Raw genomic sequence first — 14,911 nt, forward strand, 5'->3', positions numbered from 1 at the left:
TACTCCATCACCACTAATCCCATAAGTATGGCAAAGAAATTGGAGTAAGCATGTTAATTTTTAAGACAGTATATGCATCAAATTGACGACCAGTGATTATCCCACTGGACGGATGATTGCTGGCTTGATTTCTCATAAGGCTTGCGTTGGCTAACCACACTACCCGCCCCAGAACTCAACCTAAATTCACCATCAAGTAGCACAGCACCAGAAGCATCAGATAATGCCGATAATTCCACTAACTCTTTGGTTTGTTTAGACCAAATACCGTAGCAATTGCCTCGTGGTGAGGTGGCGATAATCCAATCATCTGACGCGGCAATACTTGCAATGTAGTGATTAAATCGTGCCCATTGCTCTGGCTCTGCATTCAAGGATTCGAACTCACCGCCTTTAGTATGCATCGCTAAAAGTGAAGGATATTCATCGGGTTCGCCGCGATATTGCTGGCCACAAAGTACTGTCTCTGCCCCATCATGCGCTAAGTGTCGAATGCTTAACTTCTTATCCAGCAATTCAACCTGTTCAAGCAGCTCACCTTGCGATGAAACATAGCTCAAATTAGGCTGCATGGAATCCAAGTTTTTCGGTGTTCGACCATCAGTGTGTACACCGCCAACGCCGATAGCAAGATTACCATCAGGCATGATAATCACTTCGTGAGGGCCAATACCAAAACCGGTGAATTCTTCGACCTTACGGTATCCTTGCGCAACATCATAGACGCCAATCACGCCCTGGCTTGTGTCCGTTTTCCCTTCAGTAGCATACAGTAGAGTACCGTCTAACGAGTAAACGCCGTGACCATAGAAGTGACGGTTGTTACCCTTCACTACCATTTTTATCTGCTCACCACTTTTGTAGTCAAACACCATAAAGTAGTCACCAGGGCGACGAGCAAACACCACCGCATGGGATGACGTTGGACAAATGGCGACACCATGACCGCGCTCAGGGATAGGTAGCTGGTTCAGTGGCATGCCATATTCATCAGCAACAACCGCGGAATACTGACCTCGACCATTAAGTGCGCAGCCAATCAACTGAGGTTTGCTCGATGCTTTTTCACCTGAACGGCTAGCACATCCGAACGGCAGCACTGGTACAGCAGCACAACCCAGTGCTGCTTTCAGTAAGGTTCTTCGTGTAGTATCAGTCACCATCGGTAGCATTAAATCCTATTACCACGCCAAGTTCTATCGCCACTTCTTCATGAATCAGGTACTTCAAACGCTCAAGTTTGTTGTACTGAGTCAGCACCTCGCGGTAACCCTCTTTACTCTGTAATAACTCAAACAAGCTTGAATCAGTAGGCCAAGTATCTAGCGTCAATGTGAACTGGTCAGCAACACGATCTGCAAGTGCGTTTAAGCCCTTATCTCTCAATAATCCGTCTAGGCCATTGCCATCAGCAATGTACAGATTCTGAAGTGCCGCTACATTGGCTTTGAGTTGAGTCATCGAGGTTTGTGCACGCCATGATTCTGAGAAATAAGGGCGCGGGTGACCAATTTTTGCCATCGGACGGCTCAGCTTTTTCATGCTGTAATCAAGTTGGTTGGTCAGTAGTGCGATGTATTCCGACTCCCAACGCATCTCGTCCAAGGCTAGCCATGGGTTAACTTGCCAAGCTTCAGCAATTGAAGCTGATTTCATTGCCAAGTTTTGTGCAATTGCTTGTGAAGACAAACAGCCCGATGCTTTATCTTTAATCAGTGGCGATTGCTCGTCATAAAGTGACCATTCCAACGCGCCTAAACCTTGAACTGTCACGCTTTGTTGCGCGATTTCGTCTTGTGTCCAGGCTTTGTTCTGTTGAGTCAATTGACGCATCTTAAGACCCGTCGTGTTCTTTTTGTCTGGCCAGAACTGAACATTCCAGCTCTCTTCTAATGCCGCCGTTGGACCACGTTCTTGTCCTTGCAGCGCCATCCAACTGTTCATGGTGAGCTGCCACTGATTTTTAACTGCATCTAACTCGACGTTATTTGCTTCACAGTAACCTTGCATCAAGGCTTCTAATTCGCTCGATTGCTTAGCGAATAGTACTGCTGAATCAAACTCCTGTTGATACACACTACGACTAATATGACTTGTCGTGTCGGCTTGATAAGACACACCGTTAACCTCAGACGAAGCAACTTGCTCCCCTGATGATTGACAGCCTGCCATGGCTAAAACCGACAAAGGCATTAACAATAATTTTTGAGCCATGCTGTTACCTTACTTCCTAATTTTTCTTTTAATTATATGAGTTCATCAAATATGAAAACGACCGCTGAGCTCGTATTTCTAAAAGTTCAGCGGCAGTCAGTCATTTATTCGCTACTTGTTTCGCTCATCAAGCCTCTGGCTAAAATGAGTTCAAGTTAGCTTATAGTGAATCTAAGAACGCCAGCAGTGCTTCACGTTCGCTACGACTTAGTGACAACACTTTCTGTTTCGCCATCTCAGCTTCACCACCGTGCCATAGCACAGCTTCCATCACGTTTCTTGCTCGACCATCATGCAGCAAGAAGGTGTGGCCATTCACTTCTTTTGTATACCCTAAACCCCACAATGGTGTGGTTCGCCACTCACGTCCATTCGCTAGATACTCTGGACGATTATCCGCTAGGCCTTCACCCATATCATGCAGCAGCATATCGGTATAAGGGCTGATTAACTGGTTAGAGAGTGCAGGTAAACCGTCGCGCTTAGCGGTACGAATCTCAGCTTGGTGACAGCTTTGGCAACCAATCTCTTTGAACAGTTTCTTGCCTTGAACAACAGCAGGATCATCAACATTTCGACGAATTGGAACCGCTAAGTGCTGAGAGTAGAACTCAACAAAGTCGAGAATATTATCGCTGACTTCTGGCTCACCACCATTAGGGAAATCATCACAGGTTGACTGTGCTGATGTGCAGTTTTCGTTCGGGAACAAGCTACTTGTTAAACCTAAATCACCATTAAATGCCGCTGCGTTTTGCTGCATTAGGTTTGGTTGCCCTGCTTTCCAACCAAATCGACCCAACGCCACCTCGTTAGTTTGAACATCAAGAACGTAATTGGCTTTGCCTGTTACACCTTGATTGTCCGCAGCTTGCTGCTTCGTGAAGCCAAGAATCGTTTCTTGTGGAATGCTCTCGAGCAAACCTAGGCCGATCATTGGTGGCGCAACACGAGCTGAGAATTCAGTTTTAGGATGCATCTCACCGAACGCAAGCTCAGTAATTTTTAAAATCGGTTTACGCAGAGTAACGACCGTGCCGTCTTTGAAGGTAACAGGTACATCCGTGTAGCTAATGTTTACTTTACCCTCTGGTTTTACCCCTTGAAGCGCAAAGTCTTGTAGCTGACCACCGTAAGTTGGCTCTGGTATGCCGCCATCTCGGATAAAGGCTTGTCTTTGCTCTGGTGTTTCGGCCGGAATGCTTAAGCGAACTAGCATAGATACTGCGTTCTCATCGCCTTTTTCTGGCGCGTGACCTCGCCCATCTTTGATGTGACAGTTTTGACAACCGTTCGTGTTAAACAACGGACCTAAACCATCACGAGCGTCAGTTGATGATGGCGCGGGTACCCACGGGTTTCTAAAGAAGCTATTGCCAACGCTGAAATCTAAGCGCTTGCTCATTGGCAAGTTAGCAGCAGGAAGAGAAAAAGCATTTGCTCCCTCTTTCTTTACGGTCGTTTTGCCACCGGAGTAGGTTTCATGGGCGTGTAATGGAGATAAGAAAAACAGTGCAGTTAAGAGTGAGGCTGATAGATACGACTTCATACAGTGCCTTGCTGAATTTTTGATTTTAGTTTTTATAAGGAAGTGGCTTTTTTCTTAGCAAACAATTAAGGGCTCAATCAGAGCCCTTACATTGGTGTTTGACTCAGGTTCTTAGAACTCGTGATCAGCCGTGTCTGGGTTTAGGCTATCAATGCCAATCACACCAGCAGCACGCTCAATTGCAGCTGTTTGAGATACTAGAGCAACAATTGTTTTATTGACTAGTGCGTTACCTGCAGCGTTGTCAGCTGCAATTAGTTGGTCAAAGTGCTGGTTGTTTTTCTCAGCAGACGTTACCAGTTGGCCTACTTGTGCACGTGCTAGGTCAAACTGCTTTTGAATCTCTTTCGCAGCTTGCTCATCTTTTTGCTCAACTAGGTCAAACAGGCTTGGACCTGAAAGTAGAGTACCGTCTTCACGCTTGTATAGGCCCGTGTAAACGTTGTAGATACCTTGCTCGTTGTAGTAATGAGAGTTATGCGTGTTATCAGAGAAGCAATCGTGCTCATCTTCGGTTGAGTTCGCTTCTAATGCTACCTTCATACGCTCACCAGCAAGCTCACCAAGAGACAGTGAACCCATGCCGAATAGCATTTTACGTAGGCCGTTTTCACTTGATTCAGAAAGAAGCTCTTGACGGTAATTACCTTTCTCGCCTTCAGCCCATTGCTTTTCCATCCACTCTAGATCTTGAATTAGTAGCTCAGCTGATGCTTTTAGGTATGCGCCACGACGGTCACAGTTGCCATTTGTACACTCAGCACCAACAACGAAGTCAGTGTAAGCACGCTCACCTGCACCTGAGTTTGTGCCATTCAGATCTTGCCCCCAAAGTAGGAATTCAATCGCGTGGTAACCCGATGCAACGTTTGCTTCAGAACCACCGATCTCGTTTAACTCTGCGATTAGCTCATGAGTAATGTTCGTCGCATCTACTGTCGTCTGACCAATTTGGAACGTTTTGTTTGCAACGATGTTAGCGCTTGCGCCTTCGTTACCTAGTTCGTATTGGTAATCAGAAGAAACGTAATCGATCAGACCTTCATCTAGTGGCCATGCGTTTAGTTGACCTTCCCAATCATCAACAACCACGTTACCGAAGCGGAATACTTCAGACTGCTGGTATGGTACGCGAGATTCAAGCCAAGCTAGTTTTACTTTTTCGAAGTTGCCAGCAGAAGGAGAAGCTAAGAAGGTATCGATAGAAGAGTTCAACGCTTTTGCTGTGATTACTGAATCAGCAAATACCGCGTGTGCAATATCTGCGTAATGTTCTATTACTTGATCTTGAGTTACTGCAGCGAAAGAAGAAGCAGAGGCAAAAATGAGTGACGAAGTTACGGCTTTTGTCACTAAAGATTTGATAGTCATGAAGCATCCTTGTTGAGCTTTAAATTATTATTCGTAGTAATAGTGCAAACCATTATCATTTACACTACGGATTTGAATAATACAAACTTACAATTTTATTGCAAGATAAATACAAAAAAACCTCACATATGTGAGGTCTTTAAACGTTTCTGTGTTAAGCGCAACAAGCTGCGGATTAGATATCCAAGTTATGCTTGCCGTGTGAAACTTTCGCTTTTAGGTAGCTTTCATTACCAGATTTGATATGAGCAGATGTATTCACCACTTCTTCAATCTCGATACCATAAGACTTCAGCTCATTAATCTTCTTAGGGTTGTTTGTTACCAAGCGAATCTTAGGGATGCCCAAAGCACGCAGCATCTCAGCGGCTTCAGTGAAGTCACGCAAGTCATCACCAAAACCTAGGTGGTTATTCGCTTCGTAGGTGTTCATTCCTTCGCTTTGAAGGCGGTACGCATCGATCTTGTTATATAAGCCAATACCACGACCTTCTTGACGTAAATAAAGAATCACGCCGCCAGTTTCACCCATAATTCTGATGGTTTCATCTAGCTGCTCACCGCAATCACAACGAGAAGAGTGGAAAACATCACCAGTAAGGCACTCAGAGTGCATACGAACAAGAGGTACATCTTGCGTCTTATCTGCTGATTTGAATATCACAGCAACATGCTCTTTATCTGTTTTCAATCCATGAAAAGAGAGCAATTCAGCATCAATACTGCTTGTTACTCCTACTTTGAAATCTATTCTGGCACGCACTTCCGCCATAGCTATACTCACTTGAAAATTCGATGTATTTAACAACACTACATTATATGTCTAGGCAATATTTTGTAGCTAACTATCTAATGATAGACACTATGAGGCTCTTAACAATTTTTTTCAAGGTCGATAGAGTACAAATTGTTATAATATAACAATTAATCTTCAGGTAACAAAAAAACCCACATTGGTTTGACCAACATGGGGTTAGAAATGAATCAGTTGCAGCGGAACCTGCTATTTTACCGAACACTCAACTTACTTGGGTCTGTTTCCAAATCACAAGTTGTACCCAAGCATTCTCCAATTCAGCTAGCTCTTCTTGCGTCAGCGTAGAGATGCTCGACTGCGCACTGTATCTTTCTGCCCATTTGTCGGAACGAACATGGGTATGGAACTCTTTTTTTAAATTTGAGATAACGTTATCCACAGACACATCCTTATATACAGTGCTTAGCCTTTATAATCCGTTAATGTTACAAAATACAGGTCAATTGGTAAACAGTAATACACAATTTTTATGAGCGCTTTATAACACTTTTTACTGATAAACATGTAAATAATAGGCTCGGTATCAAACAAAAGTAATAAGTTTGCCGTGCTCAATGACGGTTTATAAAGCACAAATTCTCCAAACCTCTCCGTCATATATTGAGTAATTTCATGATTACTCTTCCCTGCTTTCACCATATTAAATACAACTAGGCGTAAGTCCTTTTCAATTGGAGAGTTTGATTCAATCAGGTTCTGGTTTTGGCATTGAGGACAGCGCAGTGTCTTAGCTAAAGCAATGGCGCGCTGTTGTTGGTCGGGGCTTTCAAACTCAAAAAGCTCCACTTGTATGCTGGTGCTCTTATCACTGGGAACAAACAAATCTTCTGCGGATGCGGGTAGACTTATCGCGATAATCATAGAAACGAATAATATTATTTGGGCTAAAGATCTCATTATCCATCCACACCATCAAAATAAAAAGCAAGCTCATCTTGCCACACGGATTCGTTAATTACGCCCATTAACTTCTTCACAATATTTCCTTTAGCATCAACCAAGTATGTCTCTGGAGTCCCTATTACACCAAGTTCGAGCGCTAGCTTACCTTGAGGGTCGCTAATCACTTTTGAATAAGGGTTGCCATCACTCGATAGCACATTAATAGCAGCGGCCGAGTTATCTCTGTAGTTAAGTCCAACAATAGGAATCCCTTTATCGCGAAGTGCTAACAAATAGGTATGTTCCGATTTGCAGATACCACACCATGAAGCCCATACATTCACTAACTGGTAAGGGTGCTCAGTAATGTCTTTTAACGTCAGTTTTTGTTTACTGCTGATGCCTTCTCTATCCGTTAAAGCCATAGAAGTAAATTCAGGAAACGCTCTTTGTTGTATCGATACGGTGGTGGTTTGCTGTTTGTTATCAAGAGCAAACAAAAATACCAACACCAACACCAGTGCCAATACAATAAGCGTAATAATTTTGTTACGAACGCTGGTATGCATACTGTGACGCCTTAACGGTTTTCTTTTTACGATGAGTTAACGAAAGCAGTGCCCCCAGTATGGATATCAAACCACCGAACCAAATCCAGCGCGCATACGCTTTGTACTGAACACGAAATGCATAGGCTGTAGAGTCAACTTTCTCTCCCATAGTGATGTAGACATCACCATGCCAGAACCACTTCATTGCTGGCTCACTCATGTTCATTACTCTGACTTGGTAATGTCTTCTCTCTGGCTCGATAGAAAATGCTTGTTCGTCGGCATGGAGGTTGAGCAAGGCTCTTTCTGCCGTAAAGTTCGAAGCGACATAGAGTTCTGTATCGCGATGAGAGAGCGTCCAGTCCATAAACTCAACCTCTTCACCTGGGCTCAATTTGTAACTTCGCTCAAATGAATGGTAACTGTTCATCGCGGCACCTATCGCTAATACTGCGACACCCACATGCGCCAACGTCATCACCCATACTTTGCGTTGAAACTTCGAGTTGCGCGTTACCGCTAAGCCGTAAACATGAGTCAGGGCTACCCAAAACGCAAGTGACCATGTCATTAGCACCATCACTTGGATCGCTTCAACTTGCAAAACATAAGTTACAAAGCCAAGACAGAGAGACAATAAGGCAATAATTCCAATCACACCTTTCGACGCTTGAGGTTTGATACTGAGCAATGGCGCTAAACCTACCACTGCCATCGCGAGCAGAGCCAACGGCGCAATAAGTAAATTAAAATAATGTGCACCTACGGATATGTTTCCAAGGCCAAGTAATTCAAAAACCATTGGGTAGAAGGTACCAAACACCACCACCGCCGTAGCCAGTACAAATATAAGTACCGCCACTAAACTCAAAAAACTTTTACTCGCAAAGCTAGTGATTGGATTCGACTCGAAAGATTCACCACGAACAATAAGAAGAGAAAACGAACTCACTAACACCAAAACCAGTATCAGCAACAGCGCGATACCTTTGGTTGGGTCAACAGCAAAAGCATGAACGGAAGTGAGGACGCCAGATCGAACAATAAAGGTACCGAGGATACTTAAACAAAACGTAATGAAAGCAAGGCTAAGTGACCACTTCAGCAACTGTTGTTTGCCTTTAGCAACACCCAAACTGTGCAATAGAGCGGTTGATGTTAGCCAAGGTAATAGGCTGGCATTTTCGACCGGGTCCCAGAACCACCAACCACCCCACCCTAACTCGTAGTATGCCCACCAAGAACCAAGAATGATCCCTGCGGTTAAAAAGATCCAAGCGACCAAACACCAACTGCGACAATGAGCGACCCAATCGAATTCAATCGGATCCACCAGCAAAGCGGCCACAGCAAATGCCAAGACCACAGAGAAACCAACATAACCCAAATACAATAGAGGTGGGTGGAATATCAAACCAACGTCTTGCAGCATAGGGTTAAGATCGCGCCCTTCAAGTGGCAAGGTGGAGTTCAATTCAAACGGATTCGAAGCAAACAAGGTGAACCAGGCGAATATCGCGAGTAACACATTCATCACCCACAATACGCGGCTCTGATACTCAGAAGAATATTGCTTTTGTAGGGCAATCACACCCGACCAACAGCTGATGGTTAACACCCAAAATAGCAATGAGCCTTCATGTCCAGCCCACACAGCGGCCATTTTGAAGAAGGTGGGTAATTGAGTATTGGAGTGTTCTGCAACATAGAGGATGGAAAAGTCGTCACCGACAAAGGCATAGCCAAGTAAAACGATAGCGCCAATGGAAAACAAAGCGCTAGAGAGGGAGAAACTGCGAATTAAAGCCACATTTTGTGCTTGTTTAGTTAGCATTTGATACATCGAATACACAGCGATAATGCTGCTGAGAACAGCGACCAAATTTAAACTAAACAGCCCCAAAGAACCGACCATATCACCTCAATCAGGCTCTACCTAAGCAGAACCAAGTTAAGCCATTATTGGCATTGATTGCTCAACTAGCTGATGTAACTCAACTAGCTGCTGTTACTCAGCGAAAAGAAATTTAGTGAGCAGGTGCTTAGTATCCAACATCCACTCACTTATAATCTTGAGCGAAATTAAGCTAACGTTAATTGCCCTGCATAAAGGACAAACGTTCTTAGCATTAATACGCCCATCAGGCTCAATGAAGTAACAGAGAAAATATACACAGTACTATGGCGAACCGATGCTGGTGTCACGGCGTTAAGCAACAAGGGTAAAACCATACCCACACCAATTACGCCATACCAGAACCAACTTGCCCAGAAACCACCGCCAATCGCGTTCCATACTGCCTGTTCACTTTGACCACCAGCAAATATCAACCCAGTGAAGAAAGTAACAAGGACAAACAGTTCAAACATAACAACAGGACGTTCGAAGCCGTGGATCCAAGAAATACTGGCACTATGCGGAGACTCCTTAAAGACCAACACACCAAATAAAATACATGCCGCCGCTCCCGAGGATAGACTCGAGAATAAGAACAATATCGGCAACACTGGGTTATTCAGCATTGGGAAGGTATTTAGCGCAGAGAGTAAGAAGCCAGTGTAAGCCGCAAGTAATAGCGCAAGCACAGCTAAGAATATTTCAAAAACATTCTCAAAAGATTCTAATTTGCCAATCCAGTTACTGACAAAATCGAGTCGCCCTTTTAACCATGCTTGGTCACTCAAGAATATGGCAATCTGATTTCGGAATATAATGCCGATCCAAACAAATAGGATCACCATATACACTTGGAATAAGATCACACCCATCGACATCACTGACGTCGGATTATAAAAGATCATGATCTTCCAAAATGATAGTGGTTTCGTCAGGTGGAAAACCAAGATCAATAAACCTGAAATGATCCCGAATGGTGCTAGAAAAGCCGTTGCCTTTAATACACCATTATTCGCTGGATCCCCATCAATCACCTTTCTCTTGAGATAGATCGAGATCATCACTGCACCCGCTGACATACCCGCCAAAAACAGATAGATAGCAATGATCCAGTCCCAAACCACGGTACCTGATTGAAACGCTGTATCCCATGCACTCATAATCAAATCTCCCCTTTTTGGTGTGGCACTTTATAGAGTTTTGGCTGAGTACCTAGATAAGCCTTATCTCTGTAAACCACTTCAGGTTTAAGTACCTGGTTTATCTCGCTCTTAGGGTCATTTAAGTCGCCAGATATCAGCGCATTGGTAGGGCAAGATTCAACACAAACAGGTAATTTACCTTGTGCAAGATTGGTATCGCGGCAGAAATTACATTTGTCGGCCGACTTATTCTCAGGATGGAAGAAGCGCACTTGATATGGACAAGCTAGCAGGCAATAACCACAGCCGACACACTTCTCTTTATGTACATCAACAATTCCTGTCTTCTCATCTTTATAGGCGGCGCCTGTTGGGCAAACCATTACACAAGGTGCATTATCACAATGTTGACAAGAGTTACGAGTGAAACGGTAATCAACATTTGGATATTCACCTTGAGGTTCGCTCTTTATGATTTCTAAGCGCGATACGCCTTCAGGCACTTTGTTTACTTCACGACACGCCTCAGTACAAGCAGTACAGCCAATACAAGCGGTTTCGTCATGAACCATTCCGTAACGCTTGGTGCCATCTTCCTGAACATTAGCTAGCGTTTTGCGGCTTGTAACCGCTGCAGTACCTGCAACACCAGTTGTGAAAATAACGGAACCCGCGCCAGCTAAAAAGTTTCTTCTTGAGCAGCTCATAGATTACTCCCCTTCTTTCTTCTGGTTGAAGTCTGAATGGCAATCCACACACAGCTTGATGGTTTGCTTTTTATCTAAGCCAAGCACCTTCGCTTCACTCGCATGCACATCGTGACAGTTTGAACACGTTAAGTTTTGTGCGTGTACGTCATGAGTCCAACTGGCTTCGCGCGGATCATCAGGCTTATGACAATCTATACATTGGCTGTTGGCATCTAGGATTAAGCTAGGATCGAGGAAAACCTTTTCGGTTCCGGGTTGTGATTGAGCCGCGCGATACTTCACCACCTCAGGTGCACCATCACGGTGATCGGGGCCAATAGAACTATGACAATCTTTGCAATTCACTTCACGGCCAAGCAAAGCGTGCGCACTCTCACCATGTGAACCAAATACCGTTTCTTTAGAATCTTTATGGCATTGGACACACTTGTAATCTTTGTCACGTATTAATTCGACTTCATGTCTTGTTGACTCTCCTACTGGCGTAACAGCAGGCTCTGCAACAGCATGAATGGAATAACCATAGAGGCAGAATGCTAGAAGGGATTTAAGCATTATGACTATGGCCAATTTAATATTGCCCATTTTATCCTTTCCTTATACCGGCATTATTTAACTCTCAACTAAATAATATTCCGGTTAAACAAAAGTACCCTTAAACGATATTATTACCGCTTAAATGATGTCAATTCTTATTTTGGATAAGCCACAACGCTTTCTATATTTAGAATATACCCCTAATTAGGTAAAGCGAAATATACAAAGGGTAATATGTGAACACAATCACCCTATTTATAGTGAGGGCATGTCGGGTAATTGTTTGTTATATATGATAATAATTCTCAATAAGACCAGTCTAACTTGATGGTCACATATCCCTTTAGGGTTATATAAACTTCAACGTGATTGAAGTCACTGTCATTAATTGATCTAAAACAAGCAAACATCCGACACGTAATAAAATGTGTTTATTTATGAATTAATATAAACAGCAATATTCCAGTTCTTAATTTGAATAGCAAACTCACAACGCTTGGTATAAAAATCAGTATATTGGAGATATCACTGTGAAAAAGCATTGGATACGTAATTCCGTCACAGCATTATTAATGGTTAGCGCATCACTAGTAAGCGCGACCAGCTTTGCTGCGTCTGAACAAAAAGAAATTGGTGATCCTCGTAACGACCAGTTCGAGCAAAACCACCCAGATCAATACCATTCATGGAGACAAACGTCAGAGAGCGAAGCCATTGAAGACGCACTAAAAGAAGATCCAAACATGGTTATTCTATGGGCGGGCTACGGTTTCGCGAAAGACTACAACAAAGCCCGCGGCCACTTTTATGCAGTTGATGATGTAAGACAAACCCTGCGTACTGGTGGACCAACCGACGAAAACTCAGGCCCAATGCCAATGGCGTGTTGGAGCTGTAAAAGCCCAGACGTAGCACGCGTTATTGAAGAGCGTGGTGAAGACGGCTACTTTGAAGGTAAATGTGCTCGCCTTGGCAGCGAGATAGTCAATCCAATTGGTTGTGCCGACTGTCACGATACTCAAAGTGAAGGCTTTAAAAATGGCGAACCTGCACTAAAGATCACTCGTCCTTATGTTGAACGTGCTTTCGATGCGATTGGGAAGAACTTCGAAGAACAAGGTCGCTTTGATCAGCAAGCATCTGTGTGTGCTCAGTGTCACGTGGAATACTACTTCACAGGTCCAACAAAAGGTGTGAAATTCCCTTGGGATAAAGGGACGCGTGTTGAACAGATGGAAGAGTACTACGATGAGATTGGTTTTAAAGATTGGACACATAAAGTCTCTAAAGCACCAATGCTTAAGGCTCAGCACCCTGGTTACGAAACTTGGCGTGAAGGTATTCACGGTAAGAACAACGTTGCTTGTGTTGACTGCCACATGCCTAAAGTGACGAAAGAAGACGGTACCGTTTACACCGACCATAAAGTAGGTAACCCGTTTGACCGCTTCGAAGACACCTGTGCGAACTGCCATACTCAATCTAAAGAGACCATGCGTAACATCGTTTCAAGCCGCAAAGCTCAAGTGCTAAACATGAAGCTGACCGCTGAGAAACAAATCGTAGCCGCTCACTTTGAAGCAGGCGCAGCATGGGAAGCAGGCGCAGCATGGGAAGCAGGCGCAACAGAACAAGAGATGGCACCTATCTTACAAGATATTCGTCATGCGCAATGGCGTTGGGACTACGCTATCGCATCTCATGGTGTTCACATGCACGCACCTGAAGTAGCCCTAGAGGTTCTTGGAACGGCGGTTGACCGCGCAGCAGACGCGCGAACTAAGATTGTTCGTCTACTTGCGAAGAAAGGCATTACCGATCCAATCGAGATTCCAGATATCTCAACCAAAGAAGCCGCTCAGAAAGCGCTAGGAATGGACATGGATAAGATGAATGCTGAGAAGCAACACTTCTTAGACACGGTGGTTCCTAAGTGGGAAGAGCAAGCTGAAAAGCGTGAAGCTAACTACGAATACTAGTTCCTTCAAATAGACCAAAAAGAGAAAACCAGTCACACTGTAAAGGTGTGGCTGGTTTTTTAGATTTGGGCGCACTCAACCGTCCCAATTTCACATTACCTTTTAGCTAATTCAAGGAACAAAGAATGAAGCACTTACTTTCGCTTTCGGCATTATGCATCGCATTAATAAGTTCAGGACTTCACGCCTCAGAACGAGCAGAAACAGGGTGGGAAATGATTGAGGAAGGTGCGCTTGTGGTTGATGTCAGGACACCAGGAGAGTTCAAGCAAGGTCATCTGGACAATGCGCTTAACTACCCTCTTTCTGAAGTCGCTACGCACTTTGCTAGCATAGACAAAGCTCAACCTATCGTTTTGTATTGCCGCAGTGGTAACCGCTCAGGACAAGCTTACCAATATTTGAAAGCTCAAGGGTTTACACAGATCCACAACGCTGGCGGCTTAATTGAGATGCAAGAAAGCAAATAATCTAGAAATTAAAGATAGTGCCCGTTTAACGGATCATTTGCTTAGCTTGGTTGATCGAATGGATGATAGAGACACGATCAATGCCTTTCTGGTTAGAATCGAGAATTTGAGTCCAAGCATCGATCGCTTGTTGGTAGCGCATACTGATGAAGTGATCGGTCGCTATCAACATCAATGCCGTACGATCGTTGGGATCAAGTTCCATGGATTGATTTAAGAGCACTTTCACATCATCACTCATCGCCTGTGAACTTAGGTAATACAAGGCGCTCGCTTTAGCTGCATAAAGCCCTGAAGGCGCCTGTGGGTCTAAACGAATCGCATAGTCGTAACAGATAAATGCAGCATCAAACTCCCCTTTCTGCATATAAACACCACCAAGCTTAAACCAAAGGTCTGATTGATTAGGGGCTTGCTCCAGGCTCTGCTGAAGTTCATTTTGGAAATCTGTTGCTGTATAGCTGCTGTCGTCACTTGAAGTAAGTTGAGGGGCTTCTTGTTTCATCTGAGACCAAACCAGAATGCTGGCTAATATCGCCACACATGAAATAAGGAGATTGCCTTTAAGATGACTGGTTTTTCTGTTTGATGCGATCACGATTGCCACTAGAAATAGGCTCATTAGCAGCAAAGCAATCAGTAACCAGATATCCATTCTACTCTCCTTTCATTGACGCTTTACTGTACCTTTTTCTCACTAAAACAATATTGATCGAGGTTTAGCTATTGGCGTTTAAATAAGTCACAGCCAAATTCTAGGTAATAAAAAACCGAGCACAATGGCTCGGCTTT

Annotated in this window: 14 protein-coding genes and 1 pseudogene; 2 read left to right on the plus strand and 13 right to left on the minus strand. The window is 43.9% G+C overall.

The genetic code is table 11. The annotated features are described in order from the left end of the window. Nucleotides 1-77: 77 nt before the first annotated feature. From OCV52_RS09475 to nrfB, 12 genes and pseudogenes are all read right to left on the minus strand, one after another. Nucleotides 78-1,163 (minus strand): DUF1513 domain-containing protein, encoded by a 1,086-nt coding sequence (locus OCV52_RS09475; protein ID WP_137407481.1) that lies wholly within the window; start codon nt 1,161-1,163, stop codon nt 78-80. Beyond that, nucleotides 1,153-2,214 (minus strand): imelysin family protein, encoded by a 1,062-nt coding sequence (locus OCV52_RS09480; protein ID WP_137407480.1) that lies wholly within the window; start codon nt 2,212-2,214, stop codon nt 1,153-1,155. Before OCV52_RS09480 ends, OCV52_RS09475 begins: the two co-directional genes overlap by 11 nt. 160 nt (nt 2,215-2,374) lie before the next feature. Then, nucleotides 2,375-3,763: a di-heme oxidoreductase family protein gene (locus tag OCV52_RS09485; RefSeq protein WP_137407479.1), complete on the minus strand. Its 1,389-nt coding sequence runs from the start codon at nt 3,761-3,763 to the stop codon at nt 2,375-2,377. 111 nt (nt 3,764-3,874) lie between these two features. Further along, the gene (locus tag OCV52_RS09490) at nt 3,875-5,134 is read right to left on the minus strand and encodes an imelysin family protein (protein ID WP_137407478.1); all 1,260 of its coding nucleotides are present in this window, start codon (nt 5,132-5,134) and stop codon (nt 3,875-3,877) included. Nucleotides 5,135-5,309: 175 nt separating this feature from the next. Further along, nucleotides 5,310-5,906, minus strand: a complete 597-nt coding sequence (locus OCV52_RS09495; protein WP_061032781.1) for a GTP cyclohydrolase II — start codon at nt 5,904-5,906, stop codon at nt 5,310-5,312. A 247-nt stretch (nt 5,907-6,153) separates the two neighbouring features. Then, on the minus strand, nt 6,154-6,330 hold the full coding sequence (locus tag OCV52_RS09500; protein WP_170222442.1) for a hypothetical protein: 177 nt from the start codon (nt 6,328-6,330) through the stop codon (nt 6,154-6,156). Between the two features lie 88 nt (nt 6,331-6,418). Further along, nucleotides 6,419-6,848, minus strand: a pseudogene (locus OCV52_RS09505) (cytochrome c-type biogenesis protein CcmH). After that, nucleotides 6,848-7,402: a DsbE family thiol:disulfide interchange protein gene (locus OCV52_RS09510; protein ID WP_137407477.1), complete on the minus strand. Its 555-nt coding sequence runs from the start codon at nt 7,400-7,402 to the stop codon at nt 6,848-6,850. Before OCV52_RS09510 ends, OCV52_RS09505 begins: the two are co-directional and overlap by 1 nt. After that, a complete protein-coding gene (locus tag OCV52_RS09515; protein ID WP_137407476.1) occupies nt 7,383-9,299 on the minus strand; it encodes a heme lyase CcmF/NrfE family subunit in 1,917 nt (638 codons plus the stop codon). The genes OCV52_RS09510 and OCV52_RS09515 overlap by 20 nt, the downstream gene beginning before the upstream one ends. A 167-nt stretch (nt 9,300-9,466) precedes the next feature. Beyond that, nucleotides 9,467-10,441 (minus strand): cytochrome c nitrite reductase subunit NrfD, encoded by a 975-nt coding sequence (gene nrfD, locus OCV52_RS09520; RefSeq protein WP_137407475.1) that lies wholly within the window; start codon nt 10,439-10,441, stop codon nt 9,467-9,469. Nucleotides 10,442-10,443: 2 nt separating this feature from the next. Further along, complete coding sequence (gene nrfC, locus OCV52_RS09525; protein ID WP_137407474.1) at nt 10,444-11,130, minus strand: cytochrome c nitrite reductase Fe-S protein; 687 nt, start codon at nt 11,128-11,130, stop codon at nt 10,444-10,446. Between the two features lie 3 nt (nt 11,131-11,133). After that, the gene (gene nrfB / locus OCV52_RS09530) at nt 11,134-11,718 is read right to left on the minus strand and encodes a cytochrome c nitrite reductase pentaheme subunit (protein ID WP_137407473.1); all 585 of its coding nucleotides are present in this window, start codon (nt 11,716-11,718) and stop codon (nt 11,134-11,136) included. Between the two features lie 482 nt (nt 11,719-12,200). Here nrfB and nrfA point away from each other — a divergent pair, with 482 nt between their 5' ends. After that, on the plus strand, nt 12,201-13,649 hold the full coding sequence (gene nrfA / locus OCV52_RS09535; RefSeq protein WP_206383566.1) for an ammonia-forming nitrite reductase cytochrome c552 subunit: 1,449 nt from the start codon (nt 12,201-12,203) through the stop codon (nt 13,647-13,649). Between the two features lie 125 nt (nt 13,650-13,774). Continuing rightward, nucleotides 13,775-14,119 (plus strand): rhodanese-like domain-containing protein, encoded by a 345-nt coding sequence (locus tag OCV52_RS09540; protein WP_137407472.1) that lies wholly within the window; start codon nt 13,775-13,777, stop codon nt 14,117-14,119. 25 nt (nt 14,120-14,144) lie between these two features. On the opposite strand, the gene OCV52_RS09545 is transcribed toward OCV52_RS09540, so the two are convergent. Next, nucleotides 14,145-14,774, minus strand: a complete 630-nt coding sequence (locus OCV52_RS09545; protein WP_137407471.1) for a TPR domain-containing protein — start codon at nt 14,772-14,774, stop codon at nt 14,145-14,147. Nucleotides 14,775-14,911: the final 137 nt, after the last annotated feature.

The organism is Vibrio chagasii (assembly GCF_024347355.1).
GTDB lineage: Bacteria > Pseudomonadota > Gammaproteobacteria > Enterobacterales > Vibrionaceae > Vibrio > Vibrio chagasii.